The sequence below is a fragment of the Streptomyces racemochromogenes genome (assembly GCF_039535215.1).
In the GTDB taxonomy this organism is placed as follows: Bacteria; Actinomycetota; Actinomycetes; order Streptomycetales; family Streptomycetaceae; genus Streptomyces; species Streptomyces racemochromogenes.
In genome coordinates, this window is sequence record NZ_BAAAWT010000001.1 from 5,140,153 (window position 1) to 5,155,610 (window position 15,458).

Sequence of the window (15,458 nt, forward strand, 5' to 3'; positions counted from 1 at the left end):
GAGCGGACCGGGTCCCTGCACGGGGAAACGGAACGCCGGTGCGGCGGGCTCGGGGGGAACGAGCCCATGCCGCACCGGCGTTTTCCTTTGCCCGGCGCCGGCCCCGCGGGGCCGGCCCCGGCCCGACCGGCCGGGTCAGCCGCGGTTCCGGAGGGGGAGGCGGACCCGGGCCGTCAGGGACGACAGGCGGGCCGAGACGGCGGCGGCGCGGAGCGAGAGCGCGGCGGTGACGCGCGCCCCCGAGCGGGGGAACAGCAGTGCGCGCAGCCGGGCCCGGCGGCCCACGGCGGCCAGCAGGGCCGTACCGGTCAGCCGGACGTCGGCGGCCAGCTCCGGGTACGAGACGTCCGCGCCGGGCGGGGCGTACAGCGCCCGCTCCACCGCGCCCGCGACCCGGTGCACGGCCTGCGCGGGCTCACCGTCCAGCTTGCCCAGGACCACGACACGGCCCGCGGCCCGGCGCGGCGACAGTGCCTCGTCGGGCGGGACGCCCACGTCCCAGGCGCTGTCGCCGAGCTCCCGCCAGGCGGCCAGCACGTCCCGGGCGGCCAGCCGCCGCTCGCGGACCCGGCGGCGCCACAGCAGCGGCAGCAGCAGGAGCGCCACGGCAGCCAGCACGCCCCCGGTCCAGCCGAGGACAGCGCCCAGCGGGAAGCCGCCGGCACCCCGGCCGGTGCTCTGCTGCGCGGCCGGCACCCCGCACTCGCCGAGCTTCTTCAGCTCGGGCGGGCACGCCTCGGCCTGCGAGGGCATGGGCGCCGGGGCCGACGCGGACTGCGAGGGCAGCGCGGAGGGCGCGGACGGCTGCGGGGCCGGGGCCTCGGGGCGGCTGTAGTCCGGCAGCGAGATGCCCGAGCGGGGCGTCGGCTCGAACCGGGTCCAGCCCACGCCCTCGAAGTACAGCTCGGGCCAGGCGTGGGCGTCGCGCATCGAGACGTTCACACTGCCGTCCGCCTGCTTCTCGCCCGGGGTGAAACCGACCGCGACCCGCGCCGGGATGCCCAGGGAGCGGGACATGGCCGCCATCGAGAAGGCGAAGTGGACGCAGAAGCCCTCCTTGTCCGCCAGGAAGCGGGCGATGGCCTGCGAGCCGGTCCCCGACGACACCTTGGTGTCGTAGCGGAAGCCGCCGTTCACCGCGAAGAAGTCCTGGAGCCGGACGGCCCGCGTGTAGTCGTCCTGCGCGCCCTGGGTGACCTTCCGCGCCGTCTCCGCCACCACCGGCGGCAGGTTGTCCGGCAGCTTCGTGTACTCCTCCCGCACCAGCGGGTTCGGTGCCGGGGCCGCCTGGAGCTGCGCGGCCGTGGGCCGCAGCAGCAGGCTGCGTACGGTGTACTGCGCGCCCTGCACGTTCTGGAAGCGGTCCTTGCCCAGCTGGTCGCCGACCAGGGTCCGGCCGGCGGGTTCGTACCGCCACTTGCCGGCGATGTCGATCTGCGTGGCCGGGTACGGCATCGGCAGGTAGCGCTGGGCGTACGTCCCGGCCGCCGAGACGGAGGTCCGCACCTCGGTCGCGCCCTCGCGCACCCGGTCGCCGAGCCCCGTCGGGTTCGGCAGCCGTTCGGGCACGTCCGTCAGCGGGCGCCCCGAGGCCTCCCACTTGACGCCGTTGAACTCGTCCAGCGCCAGGATCCGCAGGTACTGCTCGCCGAGCTGGGGGCTGTCCGTGCGGTACTTCAGCACCACCCGGTTGTCCTGCGCGTTCAGGCTGCTCTGCAGCGACACCAGCGGGTTCACCGCCGAGATGGTGCCGCCGCCCCGGCCCGAGGCGCCCGTCTCGTCGCCCTGGCCGCCCAGCAGCCCGCCGCCGAGCGACGGCAGTACGGCCGGCACCGCGACGGCCACGCCCAGCGCGACCACGCCGATCCGGCGCCCGAAGCGCACGGGCGCCACGGCCCGCCCGCCGCCCGCGCCGCCCCCGTACCCGGAGGCCGCCGACACCCGGGAGCTCGGGGCGCCGCCGAAGACCCGGCCCCACTGGGCCAGCCGGTCGCGGCCCTCCGACAGCAGCAGCATCAGGTAGCCGGCGCCGGCCAGCAGGAAGGCGAACCAGGAGCCGCCCTGGCCGGTGGAGAGCCCGGCCGCCACCGAGTACAGCGCCAGCAGCGGCAGCCCGGCCGCCGCGGCGGTCCGCAGCGTCACCGCGAGCACGTCCACCAGCAGCCCGACCGCCAGCACACCGGACAGCAGCAGCAGCCGGATGCCGTCGGTCAGCGGGGCCGGTATGGCGAACTCGCCCACGTCCCGCACGCCCTGCTGGAACAGTGCCCCGAAGTCGGTGACCAGGAAGGACAGTGGCCCGCCCCCCGTGGACTCGGCCTTGCCCGCGAAGAGGAGCGCGAGCAGCAGCAGCGACACCAGCAGCTGCGCCGCCACGGTCAGCGACCGGGCCAGCGGCACCCGCCGCCCGCCCGCGCCGACCGCGGCCTGTACGCCGAGCAGCGCGGCCGCCTGGAGCAGCCAGCCGGAGGACTCCACCAGCGGGGCCAGCGACCAGGAGGTCAGCAGCGTCGCCAGCATTGCGAAGAGCGTCACCCGCGTGCGCCCGCTCATCCCCGGCCTCCGGAGGTCTCCGGGCCGAGGGGAGCGTTCCCGGCCTGACGCCACAGTTCCGCGAAGGCGGCGCCGGGCGGGACGGCCAGCGCCGTCCAGCCCGCGTCGCGCAGCCTGCGCAGCCGCTCCTCCGCCCGCGAGGGCGCTCCGGTCCAGGTCGCGGAGTCCAGTACGAACGCCACCGCGGCCGCGCTGCGCTGCCGCATCCTGGCCGCCATCTCGGTCTGCTCCTCGTCCAGGTCGCCGAAGAAGGCGATGAGCAGGCCGTCGCCGCCGGAGGAGGCCAGGGCCGCTCCGTTGACGCGGACCGCTTCGTAGGCGCGGCCCAGGCCGCTGCCGTCGGAGTGGCCGACGACCGCGAGGGTGTCCATCATCAGCCCGGCCGCCGCGGCGGACTCCGCCCCGCCGGAGGAGAAGCCGCCGCCCTCGCCGGGCACCGAGTCGCCGGTGTCGGTCAGCAGCCGCACCGAGAACCCCTGCTCCAGGACGTGCAGCAGGGTGGAGGCGGCGGCGGACACGGCCCACTCGAAGGCGGAGTCGGGGCCGGCGCCCGCGTACGCCAGGTCGCGGGTGTCCAGCAGGACGGTGGCCTTGGTGCGCTGGGGCTGTTCCTCGCGGCGCACCATCAGCTCGCCGTAGCGGGCGGTGGAGCGCCAGTGGACCCGGCGCAGGTCGTCGCCGCGCCGGTAGGTGCGCGGGATCACGTCGTCGTCGCCGGCCAGCGCGAGCGAGCGGCGGCTGCCGTCGCCGTAGCCGCCGGCCTCGCCGGTCATCCGGACGGCGGGCAGGGGCTGGGTGCGCGGGACGACGGTGAGGGTGTCGTAGGCGGTGAAGGAGCGGGTCAGCTCGACCAGCCCGAAGGGGTCGGTCAGGCGCAGCTGGAGGGGGCCGAGGGGGTAGCGGCCGCGCAGGTCGGAGCGGACCCGGTAGGAGACCTCGCGGCGGCCGCCGGACTCGACCCGGTCCAGGACGAAGCGGGGCCGCGGGCCGAGGACGTACGGCACCCGGTCCTGGAGCATCAGCAGTCCGGTGGGGACGCGGGAGACGTTCTCCAGCCGCAGCTGCACCCGGGCCTCCCCGCCGGCGGGCACCCGCGGCGGGGTCAGGCGGCGGGTGGCGGTGACCCGGTGACGGGTGCGGTGCAGGGCGAGGACGCAGATCAGGGGGAGCACGACGAGCAGCAGTCCGACCCGCAGCAGCTGGCCCTGGCCCAGTACGTACGCGCAGACGGCGGCCGCGGCGCCGGCGGCCAGGAACGAGCGGCCCCGGGTGGTCAGCCCGGCGAGCGAGGTGCGCAGCCCGCCGGGTTCCCTGACCTGCCCGCCGGCGCCGTGCGGGGCACCGGCCGGCATCAGAAGCTCCGGGCGGCCGCGCCGGGCGGCATCTCGCCGCGGTGGTGCGCGGCGGGGACGGGGGTGCGCTGGAGGATGTCGTGGACGACCTGCTCGGCGGTGCGCCGGTTCAGCTGCGCCTGCGCGGTGGGCAGCAGCCGGTGGGCGAGGACGGGTGCGGCCAGCTGCTGGACGTCGTCGGGCAGGACGTAGTCCCGGCCGGACAGGGCGGCGGAGGCCTTGACGGCGCGCAGCAGGTGCAGGGTGGCGCGGGGCGAGGCGCCCAGCCGCAGCTCCGGGTGGCTGCGGGTGGCCGAGACCAGGTCGACCACGTAGCGGCGTACGGGTGCGGCGACGTACACCTCGCGGACGGCTTCGATCAGCTTGACCACGTCGTGGGCGTGCGCGACGGCGGTGAGGTCGTCGAGCGGGGAGGGCCCGCCGTGTACGTCGAGCATCTGGAGCTCGGCCTCGGGGCTGGGGTAGCCGACGGAGACGCGGGCCATGAAGCGGTCGCGCTGGGCCTCGGGGAGGGGGTAGGTGCCCTCCATCTCGACCGGGTTCTGGGTGGCGACGACCATGAACGGGCTGGGCAGGGCGTAGGTGGTGCCGTCGATGGTGACCTGGCGCTCCTCCATCGACTCCAGCAGCGCGGACTGGGTCTTGGGGGAGGCGCGGTTGATCTCGTCGCCGATGACGATCTGCGCGAAGATCGCGCCGGGCTTGAACTCGAACTCGCGGCGCTGCTGGTCGTAGATGCTGACGCCGGTGATGTCCGAGGGCAGCAGGTCCGGCGTGAACTGGATGCGCTGCACCGAGCAGTCGATGGACTTGGCGAGCGTCTTGGCCAGCATCGTCTTGCCGACGCCGGGGACGTCCTCGATCAGGAGGTGCCCCTCGGCCAGCAGCACGGTCAGTGCGAGCCGGACGACCTCGGGCTTGCCCTCGATCACGCTTTCGACCGACCGGCGGACCCGCTCGGCCGTGCTGGTCAGATCAGCGAGGCTCGCTCGGTCGTCGTACGTGGTCACCTGGTTCTCCTCGGCCCTTTCTCCGGGCCGACGCCGTTGGCGCATGAACCGGCCCACCCCGAAACACGGACACCGCCCCGGAAAGGTTCCGGGTGACGTCTCCCCGCATTCTTGACGGCGTCCGCCGGGTCTGTCACTCAGGTGGCCGGATCGATCTCGCGCAGGAGACCGGTGTGCACGTCGAAGACGAAGCCTCGCACATCGTCCTTGTGGAGCAGGAACGGGTTGGTCCGGACCCGCTGCATGGACTGGCGGACGTCCTGGTCGACGTCGCGGAAGGCCTCCACGGCCCAGGCGGGGCGCTGGCCGACCTCGTCCTCCAGCTCGTGCCGGAAGTCCTCGGTCAGGCTTTCGAGACCGCAGCCGGTGTGGTGGATGAGTATGACCGAACGGGTGCCGAGGGCCCGCTGGCTGATGGTGAGCGAGCGGATGGTGTCGTCGGTGACGACGCCGCCGGCGTTGCGGATGGTGTGGCAGTCGCCGAGCTCCAGGCCCAGGGCCTTGTGCAGGTCGAGGCGGGCGTCCATGCAGGCCACGACGGCCACGTGCAGGACGGGGCGGGCGTCCATGCCGGGGTCGGTGAACCGGGCGGCGTAGCGCTGGTTGGCGGCCACCAGGCGGTCGGTGACGGAGTCACCGCCGGGCGTCGGGGACGCGGGGCCGGCGGGCAGGGATGCGGAAGTCGTCATGGTGAAGACGTTAGTGGTCACGGCTGGGAGAGGCACTGAGTGAGGCTGGACAAAGAACGTCAACGAGCCTTGTTGTGAGCTAACCCACAGGGGTGAGACGGGGGCGGCCGTTCGGGTGGTTCGCGGCTTTTGGGCATTGTCCCGGGGAAGGGCGCACCGGACGCGGGGCGGTTCGTTGACCGCGGCGACCGTTGCACTAAAGTGACGCGAACCGGCCGGAGCCCGGCCCTCACCGGCCGCCCGGCCCCCTGGTAACACTCCGCGTGCGCGGCGCGGCGTATGCCTGCCGCGCCGTTATCTGAGAGGGCGCTTTGACTAGCGAGTCCCGACATGTCCCGGTGATGCTCCAGCGGTGCCTGGACCTGTTGGCCCCGGCGCTGGAGAGGCCGGGGGCCGTCGTCGTCGACTGCACCCTCGGCCTCGGCGGCCACAGCGAGGCCCTGCTGACCCGGTTCCCCGAGGCGCGACTGATCGGCCTCGACCGCGACAAGGAGGCCCTGCGGCTCTCCGGGGAGCGGCTCGCGCCCTTCGGCGACCGGGCCACGCTCGTCCACGCGATCTACGCCGACCTCGCCGAGGTCCTCGACGGCCTCGGGCTCCCGGCCGTCCAGGGCATCCTCTTCGACCTCGGCGTCTCCTCCATGCAGCTCGACGAGGCCGACCGCGGGTTCGCGTACGCCCAGGACGCGCCGCTGGACATGCGCATGGACCAGACGACCGGCATCAGCGCCGCCGAGGTCCTCAACACCTACGCCCCCGGCGAGCTGGTGCGGATCCTGCGCCAGTACGGCGAGGAGAAGCAGGCCAAGCGGATCGTCTCCGCGATCGTGCGGGAACGGGAGAAGGAGCCCTTCTCCAACAGCGCGCGGCTCGTGGAGCTGATCCGCGACTCCCTGCCGCAGGCCGCCAAGCGCACCGGCGGCAACCCCGCCAAGCGGACCTTCCAGGCCCTGCGCATCGAGGTCAACGGAGAGCTCTCCGGCCTGGAGCGGGCCATCCCGGCCGCGGTCGACCGGATCGCCGTCGGCGGCCGGATCGCGGTGCTCTCGTACCACTCCCTGGAGGACCGTCTCGTGAAGCAGGTCTTCGCCGCCGGCGCCACCTCCACGGCCCCGCCGGGGCTGCCGGTCGTCCCGGAGAAGTACCAGCCGAAGCTGAAGCTGCTGACGCGCGGCGCGGAGCTGCCGACCGAGGAGGAGATCGCCGAGAACCGGCGGGCCGCCCCGGCCCGGTTCCGGGGCGTCGAGCGCATCCGCGAGGCGCGGCTGTGACGAAGGCCCGCGCGGGCGGGGGCGCCGCCCGGCCGAGGCCGCAGGGCGGCGGCGGGGCGGCGCGGATGCCGTTCGTCCTGCTGGTGGTGGCGCTGCTCGCGGGCGGGCTGATCAGCCTGCTGCTGCTGAACTCGGCGCTGAACGAGGGCTCCTTCCAGCTGAGCCGGCTGAAGAAGGAGACCACCGCGCTGACGGACGAGCAGCAGGCGCTGCAGCGGGACGTGGACGCGTACTCGGCGCCGGACGCGCTTCAGCGGCGGGCGCGCGAGCTGGGGCTGGTGCCCGGGGGCAGCCCCGTCTTCCTCGGCCCCGACGGCAAGACCGCCGGCACCCCGGCACCGGCGGAGGCCCCGGCACCACCGCCGGCCCCGTCGGCCGCCCCGCCGGTTTCGCAGGGTCCCGCCCCGGGGTCGGCCGCCCCCTCGGCCCCGGCACCGGCTCCCAGCGGTACCCCGCAGCCCACCCCTACGCCAGGCAGGTGACGTCGTGACGCGGACCCCTGCGGGGCAACTCCCCGCCCCGCCCTTCCACCGTTCCCCGGGCGCCGCCCGGACCCGCGCCTCAAACGCCGGCGTGGCTGACGGGTCGGGCGCTGCCCGGGCCCGCGCGTCATACGCCGGCGTGGCTGACGGGTCGGGCGTTGCCCGGACGCGGGCCTCATACGCCGGCGTGGCTGACGGGTCGGGCGTTGCCCGGACGCGGGCCTCATACGCCGGCGTGGCTGACGGGTCGGGCGTTGCCCGGACGCGGGCCTCATACGCCGGCGTGGCTGACGGGTCGGGCGTTGCCCGGACGCGGGCCTCATACGCCGGCGTGGCTGACGGGTCGGGCGCTGCCCGGACGCGGGCCTCGAGCGCCGGCGGCTGCCGCCGGGGGGTGCACCCGGCCGGGGGGCGCGTGCCGGAGGGGACCGGCCGCGACGGCTCGGGCCCCGGGGCCGCGTGCTCCCGCCCGGCCAGGGCAAGGGCGCGGCGGTGAGCCCCAAAGCGGCGGTGCCGCGGGCCAGGGTCAACGCCCGGCCAGGGCCCCCGCACACCATCCGGCTCGGGAACCCCAAGCCCCGGCTGCGCCTCGTCGGCGTCGGGCTCACCCTCGTCATGCTCGCCTTCGTCGTCCGGCTCCTCCAGGTGCAGGCCGTCGACGCCTCCGCGTACTCCGCCAAGGCCACCGAGAACCGCTTCGCCAGCCACACCCTGGCCGCCGAGCGCGGGGAGATCACCGACCGCAAGGGCGTGGCCCTGGCCACCAGCGTCGACGCGTACGACATCACCGCCGACCCGAAGATGTTCACCCCGCAGGAGAGCAAGGCCCCCGACGCCCCCCAGCAGGCCGCCGCCCTCCTCGCGCCCATCCTCGGAACGGACCCCGCGGAGCTCGCCAAGCGCCTCCAGACCAAGAACAGCCGCTACGTGATCCTGGCCCGCCGCCAGACCCCCCAGGTCTGGAACCAGATCAAGGACCTCAAGAAGCTCTTCGCCGACAAGGCGGCCGCCGACAAGAAGAAGAACGGCCCCGGCGCCAACGTCATCGCCGGCGTCTTCAACGAGGTCAGCAGCAAGCGCGTGTACCCGAACGGCGACCTCGCCGCCGGGATACTGGGTTACGTCAACGCCGACGGCAAGGGCGGCGGCGGCCTGGAGTCCGCCCTCGACAAGAAGCTCGCCGGCAAGGACGGCGAACTGACCTACGCCCAGTCCGGCGGCCGCCGCGTCCCCACCGCGGGATCCAGCGAGAAGCCCGCCGTGCCCGGCGACGACATCGAGCTGACCATCGACCGCGACATCCAGTGGGCCGCGCAGAGCGCCATCGCCGAACAGGTCGAGAAGTCCGGCGCCGACCGCGGCTACGTCATCGTCCAGGACACCCGCACCGGCGAGGTGCTGGCCATGGCCAACGCCCCCGGCTTCGACCCCAACGACCTCACCCGGGCCCGCTCCACCGCGATGGGCAACGCCGCGCTCCAGGACGTGTACGAGCCCGGCTCCACCGCCAAGGTGATGTCCATGGCCGCCGTCCTGGAGGAGAAGAAGGCCCGACCCGACACCCGCGTCGAGGTCCCCAACCGGCTCCACCGCGGCGACCGGCTCTTCAAGGACGACGTCGACCACCCGACCTGGTACCTGACCCTCAACGGGGTACTCGCCAAGTCCTCCAACATCGGCACCATCCTGGCCACCGGCCAGCTCGGCGCCACCCAGTCCGAGGCCAACAAGGTCCTCTACTCCTACCTGGACAAGTTCGGCATCGGACGCCCCACCGGCCTGAACTACCCCGGTGAGTCCCGCGGCATCCTCGCCAGGCCCGAGGCCTGGTCCACCTCCCAGCAGTACACGATCCCCTTCGGCCAGGGCCTGTCCCTCAACGCCATGCAGGCGGCCTCCGTCTACTCCACCATCGCCAACGGCGGCGTCCGCATCACCCCGACCCTGGTCCGCGGCACCAAGGGCCCCGACGGCCGCTTCACCCCGGCCCCGGCCCCCGAACAGACCAGGGTGATCAGCGCCGAAACGGCCAAGACCCTCGCCGAGATGCTCGAATCCGTCGTCGACGACCAGGAGGGCACCGGCACCAAGGCGAAGATCCCCGGCTACCGGGTCGGCGGGAAGACCGGCACCTCCAACCGGGTGGATCCCGCCACCGGCCGCTACAAGGGCTACACCGCCTCCTTCGCCGGCTTCGCCCCCGCCGACAACCCCCGCATCACCGTCTACTGCGCCATCCAGAACCCCACCAAGGGCAGCTACTTCGGCGGCCAGATCTGCGGCCCGATCTACAAGACGGTCATGGAGTTCGCCCTCAAGACCCTCCAGGTCGCACCCACCGGAACGGCCCCCGCCGGCCTGCCCGTGACCTACGACGCGGCCCCGCCGCCCGCCGCCCCGAGCAGCGCCCCCACCGGTCCCCAGCCCGGGCCGTGAACCGACCGTCCAGCCACCAGAGCGCGAGGCACGACCAGTGACAACGATCACCCCGGAACCGGGGAACCAGACGGCCGCCGGCGCCGAAGCGGGCCCCTCGCTTCGCGAGCGGCCCGCCGCGCCCGGTACGCTCACCGCCGTGCCTCACGCTGATCAGCCCAGAACCGCCCAGAAAGACGCCCCGGCAGCGCCGCCGGGAGCGCCCCGGCCCGTGTCCGCCCGCCCGACCCCCCTGGGCGAGCTGGCCACCCTGCTGGGTCTGCCCGAGTCCGGCGCCGCTCAGATCACCGGCATCACGCACGACTCCCGTGCGGTACGCCCCGGCGACCTGTACGCGGCCCTGCCCGGCGCCCGGCTGCACGGCGCCGACTTCGCCGCCCAGGCGGCCGCCCTCGGCGCCGCCGCCGTGCTGACCGACCCGGAGGGCGCCGAGCGCGCCGCCGCGACCGGCCTGCCGGTCCTGGCCGTCGCCGACCCGCGCGGCCGGATGGGCGAGCTCGCCGCCGAGATCTACGGCCGGCCCGGCGAGGGCCTGCTCCAGCTCGGCATCACCGGCACCTCCGGGAAGACCACCACCGCGTACCTCGTCGAAGGCGGGCTGCGCGCGGCGGGACGCACCACCGGACTCGTCGGCACCGTCGAGATGCGCATCGGCGACGAGCGCATCAAGTCCGAGCGGACCACCCCCGAGGCCACCGACCTCCAGGCCCTGTTCGCCGTCATGCGCGAACGCGGCGTCGAGGCCGTCGCCATGGAGGTCTCCAGCCACGCCCTGGTCCTGGGCCGGGTCGACGGCTGCGTCTTCGACGTCGCCGTCTTCAACAACCTGAGCCCGGAACACATGGAGTTCCACACCGGCATGGAGGACTACTTCCAGGCCAAGGCGCAGCTCTTCACCGCGCGCCGGGCCCGCCTCGGCGTGGTGAACCTCGACGACGAGTACGGCCGCCGCCTCGCCAAGGAGGCGCCGATCCCGGTCGTCACCTTCTCCGCCGCCGGTGACCCGGCCGCCGACTGGCGCGCCGAGGACGTGGTCAGCGGCCACATGGACTCCACCCTGACCCTGGTCGGCCCCGAAGGACAGCGCGTACGGGCCAAGGCCCCGCTGCCCGGACCGTTCAACGTCGCCAACACCGTCGCCGCGATCGTCACGCTCGCCGCGGCCGGCCTCGACCCGCAGACCGCCGCCGACGGCGTCGCCGCGGTCCCCGGCGTCCCCGGCCGCCTGGAGCGGGTCGACGCGGGGCAGCCGTACCTGGCCGTCGTCGACTACGCCCACAAGACGGACGCCGTCGAGTCGGTGCTGCGCGCCCTGCGCGAGGTCACCACCGGCAAGCTGCACATCGTCCTCGGCTGCGGCGGTGACCGCGACACCACCAAGCGCGCCCCGATGGGTGCCGCGGCGGCCCGGTACGCCGACACCGCCGTCCTGACCTCCGACAACCCGCGCTCCGAGGACCCCCTGAAGATCCTCGCCGCGATGTTCGAGGGTGCCGTCTCCGTGCCCGCCGGGGAACGCGGCACCGTCCTCGTCGACGCCGACCGGGCCGCGGCCATCGCCGCCGCCGTCGCGCGCGCCGAGGCCGGCGACACCGTCCTCGTCGCCGGCAAGGGCCACGAGCAGGGCCAGGACACCGCCGGCGTCGTACGCCCCTTCGACGACCGCGCCGTGCTCCGCGCGGCCATCGAGAACCAGCAGCTCAGCGCCCGACAGGCCGAGGTGGACCAGTGATCGCCCTTACCCTCGCCGAGATCGCCGACATCACCGGCGGGCGGCCCCACGACATACCGGATCCGTCGGTGCGGATCGCCGGACCCGTCGTCATCGACTCCCGCCAGGTGGAGCCCGGCAGCCTCTTCGCCGCCTTCGAGGGCGAGCACGTCGACGGCCACGACTACGCCGAGCGGGCCGTCGCCGCCGGCGCCGCCGCCGTCCTCGCCGCCCGGCCCGTCGGCGTACCCGCGATCGTGGTGCCCGACGTGGAGAAGGCGCTGGGAGCCCTCGCCCGCACCGTCGTCGAACGTCTCGGCACCGACGTGGTCGCCCTGACCGGCTCCGCCGGCAAGACCTCCACCAAGGACCTCATCGCCCAGGTGCTCCAGCACCACGCGCCCACGGTGTGGACGCCCGGCTCCCTCAACAACGAGATCGGCCTGCCGCTCACCGCGCTGAAGGCCACCGCGGAAACCCGCCACCTGGTCCTGGAGATGGGCGCCCGCGGCATCGGCCACATCGCCTACCTGACCGGCCTGACCCCGCCGCGCATCGGCCTCGTCCTGAACGTCGGCACCGCCCACATCGGCGAGTTCGGCGGCCGGGAGGCCATCGCCCAGGCCAAGGGCGAGCTGGTCGAGGCGCTGCCGTCCGAGGCCGAGGGCGGCGTCGCCGTACTCAACGCCGACGACCTGCTCGTGCGCGCCATGTCCGCCCGCACGAAGGCCCGTACGGTCCTCTTCGGCGAGGCCGAGGACGCCGACGTACGCGCCACCGAGGTCCGGCTGACGGCCGCGGGACAGCCCTCCTTCACACTCCACACACCGACCGGGTGCAGCGATGTGACCTTGCGGCTGTACGGTGAGCACCACGTGTCGAACGCGCTCGCCGCGGCCGCCGTCGCCCATGTCCTGGGCATGCCGGCCGAAGAGATCGCCACAGCGCTCTCCGGAGCGGGCACGCTGTCCCGGTGGCGGATGGAGGTCACCGAGCGCGAGGACGGCGTGACGATCGTCAACGACGCCTACAACGCGAACCCGGAGTCCATGCGGGCCGCCCTGCGCGCACTCGTCGCGATGGGGGAGGCCGGCAAGGCGGACGGGGGTCGTACGTGGGCGGTGCTCGGCCCCATGGCCGAGCTCGGCGACGCATCGCTGGCCGAGCACGACGCGGTGGGGCGGCTTGCCGTCCGGCTCAACGTGAGCAGGCTCGTGGCAGTCGGGGGCAGGGAAGCGTCCTGGCTGCAACTGGGCGCATATAACGAGGGTTCGTGGGGTGAGGAGTCGGTGCTCGTGTCCGACGCGCAGGCGGCCGTCGACCTGTTGCGCAGTGAACTGCGCCCGGGGGACGTCGTGCTGGTGAAGGCTTCCAGGTCGGTCGGTCTGGAGCGGGTGGCGCTGGCGCTGCTCGAGGGCGAGGGCGAGGTCGCCGGCCGATGAGGCAGATCCTGTTCGCCGGTGTCATCGGCATGTTCCTGACCGTCATCGGCACGCCGCTGCTGATCAAGCTGCTGGCCCGCAAGGGCTACGGCCAGTTCATCCGCGACGACGGTCCGCGCGGCCACGCCGGTAAGAAGGGCACGCCCACCATGGGCGGTATCTCCTTCATCCTGGCCACGCTCATCGCGTACGCCCTGACCAAGGTCATCACCGGTGAGGAGCCGAGCTTCTCGGGCCTGCTGGTGCTGTTCCTGATGGCGGGCATGGGCCTGGTCGGCTACCTCGACGACTACATCAAGATCGTCAAGCGGCGTTCGCTCGGTCTGCGGGCCAAGGCCAAGATGGCCGGCCAGCTGATCGTCGGCATCGCCTTCGCCGTGCTCGCGCTCCAGTTCAAGGACTCGCGCGGACTGACTCCGGCCTCGGAGAAGCTCTCGTTCGTCACGGACTTCGGCTGGTCCATCGGGCCGGTGCTGTTCGTGGTCTGGGCCCTGTTCATGATCCTGGCCATGTCCAACGGCGTGAACCTGACCGACGGCCTCGACGGCCTCGCGACGGGCGCCGCCGTGATGGTCTTCGGCGCCTACACCTTCATCGGCGTCTGGCAGTTCCAGGAGTCCTGCGCCAACGCGGTCGACCTCACCAACCCGAACGCCTGCTTCGAGGTGCGCGACCCGCTGGACCTCGCGGTCGTCGCCTCGGCCCTGATGGGCGCCTGCTTCGGCTTCCTGTGGTGGAACACCTCGCCCGCCAAGATCTTCATGGGCGACACCGGTTCGCTCGCGCTGGGCGGCGCCCTCGCGGGCCTGGCCATCTGCTCCCGCACGGAGTTCCTGATGGCCCTCCTCGGCGGCCTCTTCGTGCTCATCACGATGTCGGTCGTCATCCAGGTCGGCTCCTTCAAGCTGACCGGGAAGCGCGTCTTCCGGATGGCCCCGCTCCAGCACCACTTCGAACTCAAGGGCTGGTCCGAAGTCCTCGTCGTGGTCCGCTTCTGGATCATCCAGGGCATGTGCGTGATCGTCGGTCTCGGTCTCTTCTACGCGGGATGGGCAGCAGACAAGTGACCTCCTGGCAGGACAGGAACATCACCGTCGCCGGTCTCGGCGTGAGCGGCATCAGCGCCGCCCGCGCCCTGGCCGGCCTCGGCGCGGTCGTGACCGTGGTCGACGGCGGCGACAGCGAGGGCCACCGGGCCCGGGCCGCGGAGCTGGAGGCGCAGGCCAAGGGCGTCTCCGTACGCCTCGGCGACGCCGAGACCCTCCCCGAGGGCACCGACCTGGTCGTGACCTCCCCGGGCTGGAAGCCCGACAGCCCGCTCTTCCTGGAGGCCGCCAAGGCGGGCGTGGACGTCGTGGGCGACGTCGAGATCGCCTGGCAGCTGCGCGGCGAGAACGCCGCGCCCTGGCTCGCCATCACCGGCACCAACGGCAAGACCACCACCACCCAGATGCTGGCGTCGATCCTGAAGGCGGCCGGTCTGAAGACCGCCGCCGTCGGCAACATCGGCACCCCCATCATCGACGTGGTGACCGGCGACGAGCGGTACGACGTGCTCGCCGTCGAGCTCTCCAGCTACCAGCTGCACTGGGCCCCCTCGGTGCGCGCCCACTCCGCGGCCGTGCTCAACCTGGCCCCGGACCACCTCGACTGGCACGGCTCCATGGAGGCGTACGCCGCCGACAAGGGCCGCATCTACGAGGGCAACACCATCGCCTGCGTCTACAACGTCGCCGACCCGGCCACCGAGCACCTGGTCGAGGAGGCCGACGTCGAGGAGGGCTGCCGGGCCATCGGCTTCACCCTCGGCGCCCCCGGCCCCTCCATGCTCGGCGTGGTCGACGGGATCCTCGTGGACCGGGCGTTCGTGCAGAACCGGCAGAAGAACGCCCAGGAGCTGGCGCACGTCGACGACGTCAACCCGCCCGCCCCCCACAACATCGCCAACGCCCTCGCGGCCGCGGCCCTGGCCCGCGCCTTCGGCGTCGAGCCGCGCGCGGTCCGCGACGGGCTGCGGGACTTCCGTCCCGACGCGCACCGCGTCGCGTTCGTGGACGAGGTCGAGGGGGTCCGCTACGTCGACGACTCCAAGGCCACCAACACGCACGCCGCGGAGGCCTCCCTGGCGGCCTTCGAACCGGTCGTCTGGATCGCCGGGGGCCTTGCCAAGGGCGCGACCTTCGACGAGCTCGTCCAGAAGTCCGCGAAGCGGCTGCGCGGCGTGGTGCTGATGGGCGCCGACCGGGCGCTGATCGCCGAGGCGCTGGCGCGACACGCGCCCGAGGTCCCGGTGACCGACCTCGAACGGACCGACACTGGGGCGATGCTCGCAGCGGTCCGGGAAGCGGCCCGGCTCGCGGAGCCCGGGGACACGGTCCTGCTGGCGCCCGCGTGTGCGTCGATGGACATGTTCGCGAACTACAACAAGCGTGGGGACGCGTTCGCCGACGCGGTGCGCGAACTGGCCTCCGGGAGTGCCGCGGACACGGCCTAGGCCGGGGCGCCGGTACAG

General features: G+C 73.7%; 11 protein-coding genes. 7 read left to right on the top strand and 4 right to left on the bottom strand.

Annotated elements, in window-relative coordinates; translation table 11 throughout:
* Positions 1 to 135 precede the first annotated feature (135 nt).
* The 4 genes from ABD973_RS23655 to ABD973_RS23670 all read right to left on the bottom strand — a co-directional run bounded on the left by ABD973_RS23655 (position 136) and on the right by ABD973_RS23670 (position 5,604).
* The gene (locus ABD973_RS23655) at positions 136 to 2,553 is read right to left on the bottom strand and encodes a transglutaminaseTgpA domain-containing protein (protein WP_386381787.1); all 2,418 of its coding nucleotides are present in this window, start codon (positions 2,551 to 2,553) and stop codon (positions 136 to 138) included.
* Complete coding sequence (locus ABD973_RS23660; RefSeq protein WP_125820867.1) at positions 2,550 to 3,905, bottom strand: DUF58 domain-containing protein; 1,356 nt, start codon at positions 3,903 to 3,905, stop codon at positions 2,550 to 2,552. Before ABD973_RS23660 ends, ABD973_RS23655 begins: the two co-directional genes overlap by 4 nt.
* Positions 3,905 to 4,915 carry an AAA family ATPase gene (locus ABD973_RS23665; protein WP_007263619.1) on the bottom strand — a complete coding sequence of 337 codons (1,011 nt, stop codon included), beginning with the start codon at positions 4,913 to 4,915 and terminating at the stop codon, positions 3,905 to 3,907. The genes ABD973_RS23660 and ABD973_RS23665 overlap by 1 nt, the downstream gene beginning before the upstream one ends.
* A gap of 137 nt (positions 4,916 to 5,052) precedes the next feature.
* Positions 5,053 to 5,604 carry a beta-class carbonic anhydrase gene (locus ABD973_RS23670; RefSeq protein ID WP_125596274.1) on the bottom strand — a complete coding sequence of 184 codons (552 nt, stop codon included), beginning with the start codon at positions 5,602 to 5,604 and terminating at the stop codon, positions 5,053 to 5,055.
* A gap of 341 nt (positions 5,605 to 5,945) precedes the next feature.
* On the opposite strand from ABD973_RS23670, the gene rsmH reads away from it, so the two are divergent.
* From rsmH to murD, 7 genes are all read left to right on the top strand, one after another.
* A complete protein-coding gene (gene rsmH / locus ABD973_RS23675; protein WP_241253200.1) occupies positions 5,946 to 6,875 on the top strand; it encodes a 16S rRNA (cytosine(1402)-N(4))-methyltransferase RsmH in 930 nt (309 codons plus the stop codon).
* Positions 6,872 to 7,357 (top strand): cell division protein FtsL, encoded by a 486-nt coding sequence (gene ftsL / locus ABD973_RS23680; protein ID WP_206436506.1) that lies wholly within the window; start codon positions 6,872 to 6,874, stop codon positions 7,355 to 7,357. Before rsmH ends, ftsL begins: the two co-directional genes overlap by 4 nt.
* A gap of 492 nt (positions 7,358 to 7,849) precedes the next feature.
* Positions 7,850 to 9,793, top strand: coding sequence for a peptidoglycan D,D-transpeptidase FtsI family protein (locus ABD973_RS23685; protein WP_386381784.1), 1,944 nt, complete (start codon positions 7,850 to 7,852; stop codon positions 9,791 to 9,793).
* A gap of 37 nt (positions 9,794 to 9,830) precedes the next feature.
* On the top strand, positions 9,831 to 11,525 hold the full coding sequence (locus tag ABD973_RS23690; RefSeq protein WP_125820866.1) for a UDP-N-acetylmuramoyl-L-alanyl-D-glutamate--2,6-diaminopimelate ligase: 1,695 nt from the start codon (positions 9,831 to 9,833) through the stop codon (positions 11,523 to 11,525).
* Positions 11,522 to 12,946, top strand: a complete 1,425-nt coding sequence (locus tag ABD973_RS23695; RefSeq protein ID WP_125598174.1) for a UDP-N-acetylmuramoyl-tripeptide--D-alanyl-D-alanine ligase — start codon at positions 11,522 to 11,524, stop codon at positions 12,944 to 12,946. Before ABD973_RS23690 ends, ABD973_RS23695 begins: the two co-directional genes overlap by 4 nt.
* Entirely contained in the window at positions 12,943 to 14,013 is a 1,071-nt protein-coding gene (gene mraY, locus ABD973_RS23700) for a phospho-N-acetylmuramoyl-pentapeptide-transferase (RefSeq protein WP_007263612.1), read from the top strand. Before ABD973_RS23695 ends, mraY begins: the two co-directional genes overlap by 4 nt.
* Complete coding sequence (gene murD / locus ABD973_RS23705) at positions 13,995 to 15,440, top strand: UDP-N-acetylmuramoyl-L-alanine--D-glutamate ligase (RefSeq protein WP_125598171.1); 1,446 nt, start codon at positions 13,995 to 13,997, stop codon at positions 15,438 to 15,440. Before mraY ends, murD begins: the two co-directional genes overlap by 19 nt.
* The last annotated feature ends 18 nt before the right edge of the window (positions 15,441 to 15,458 follow it).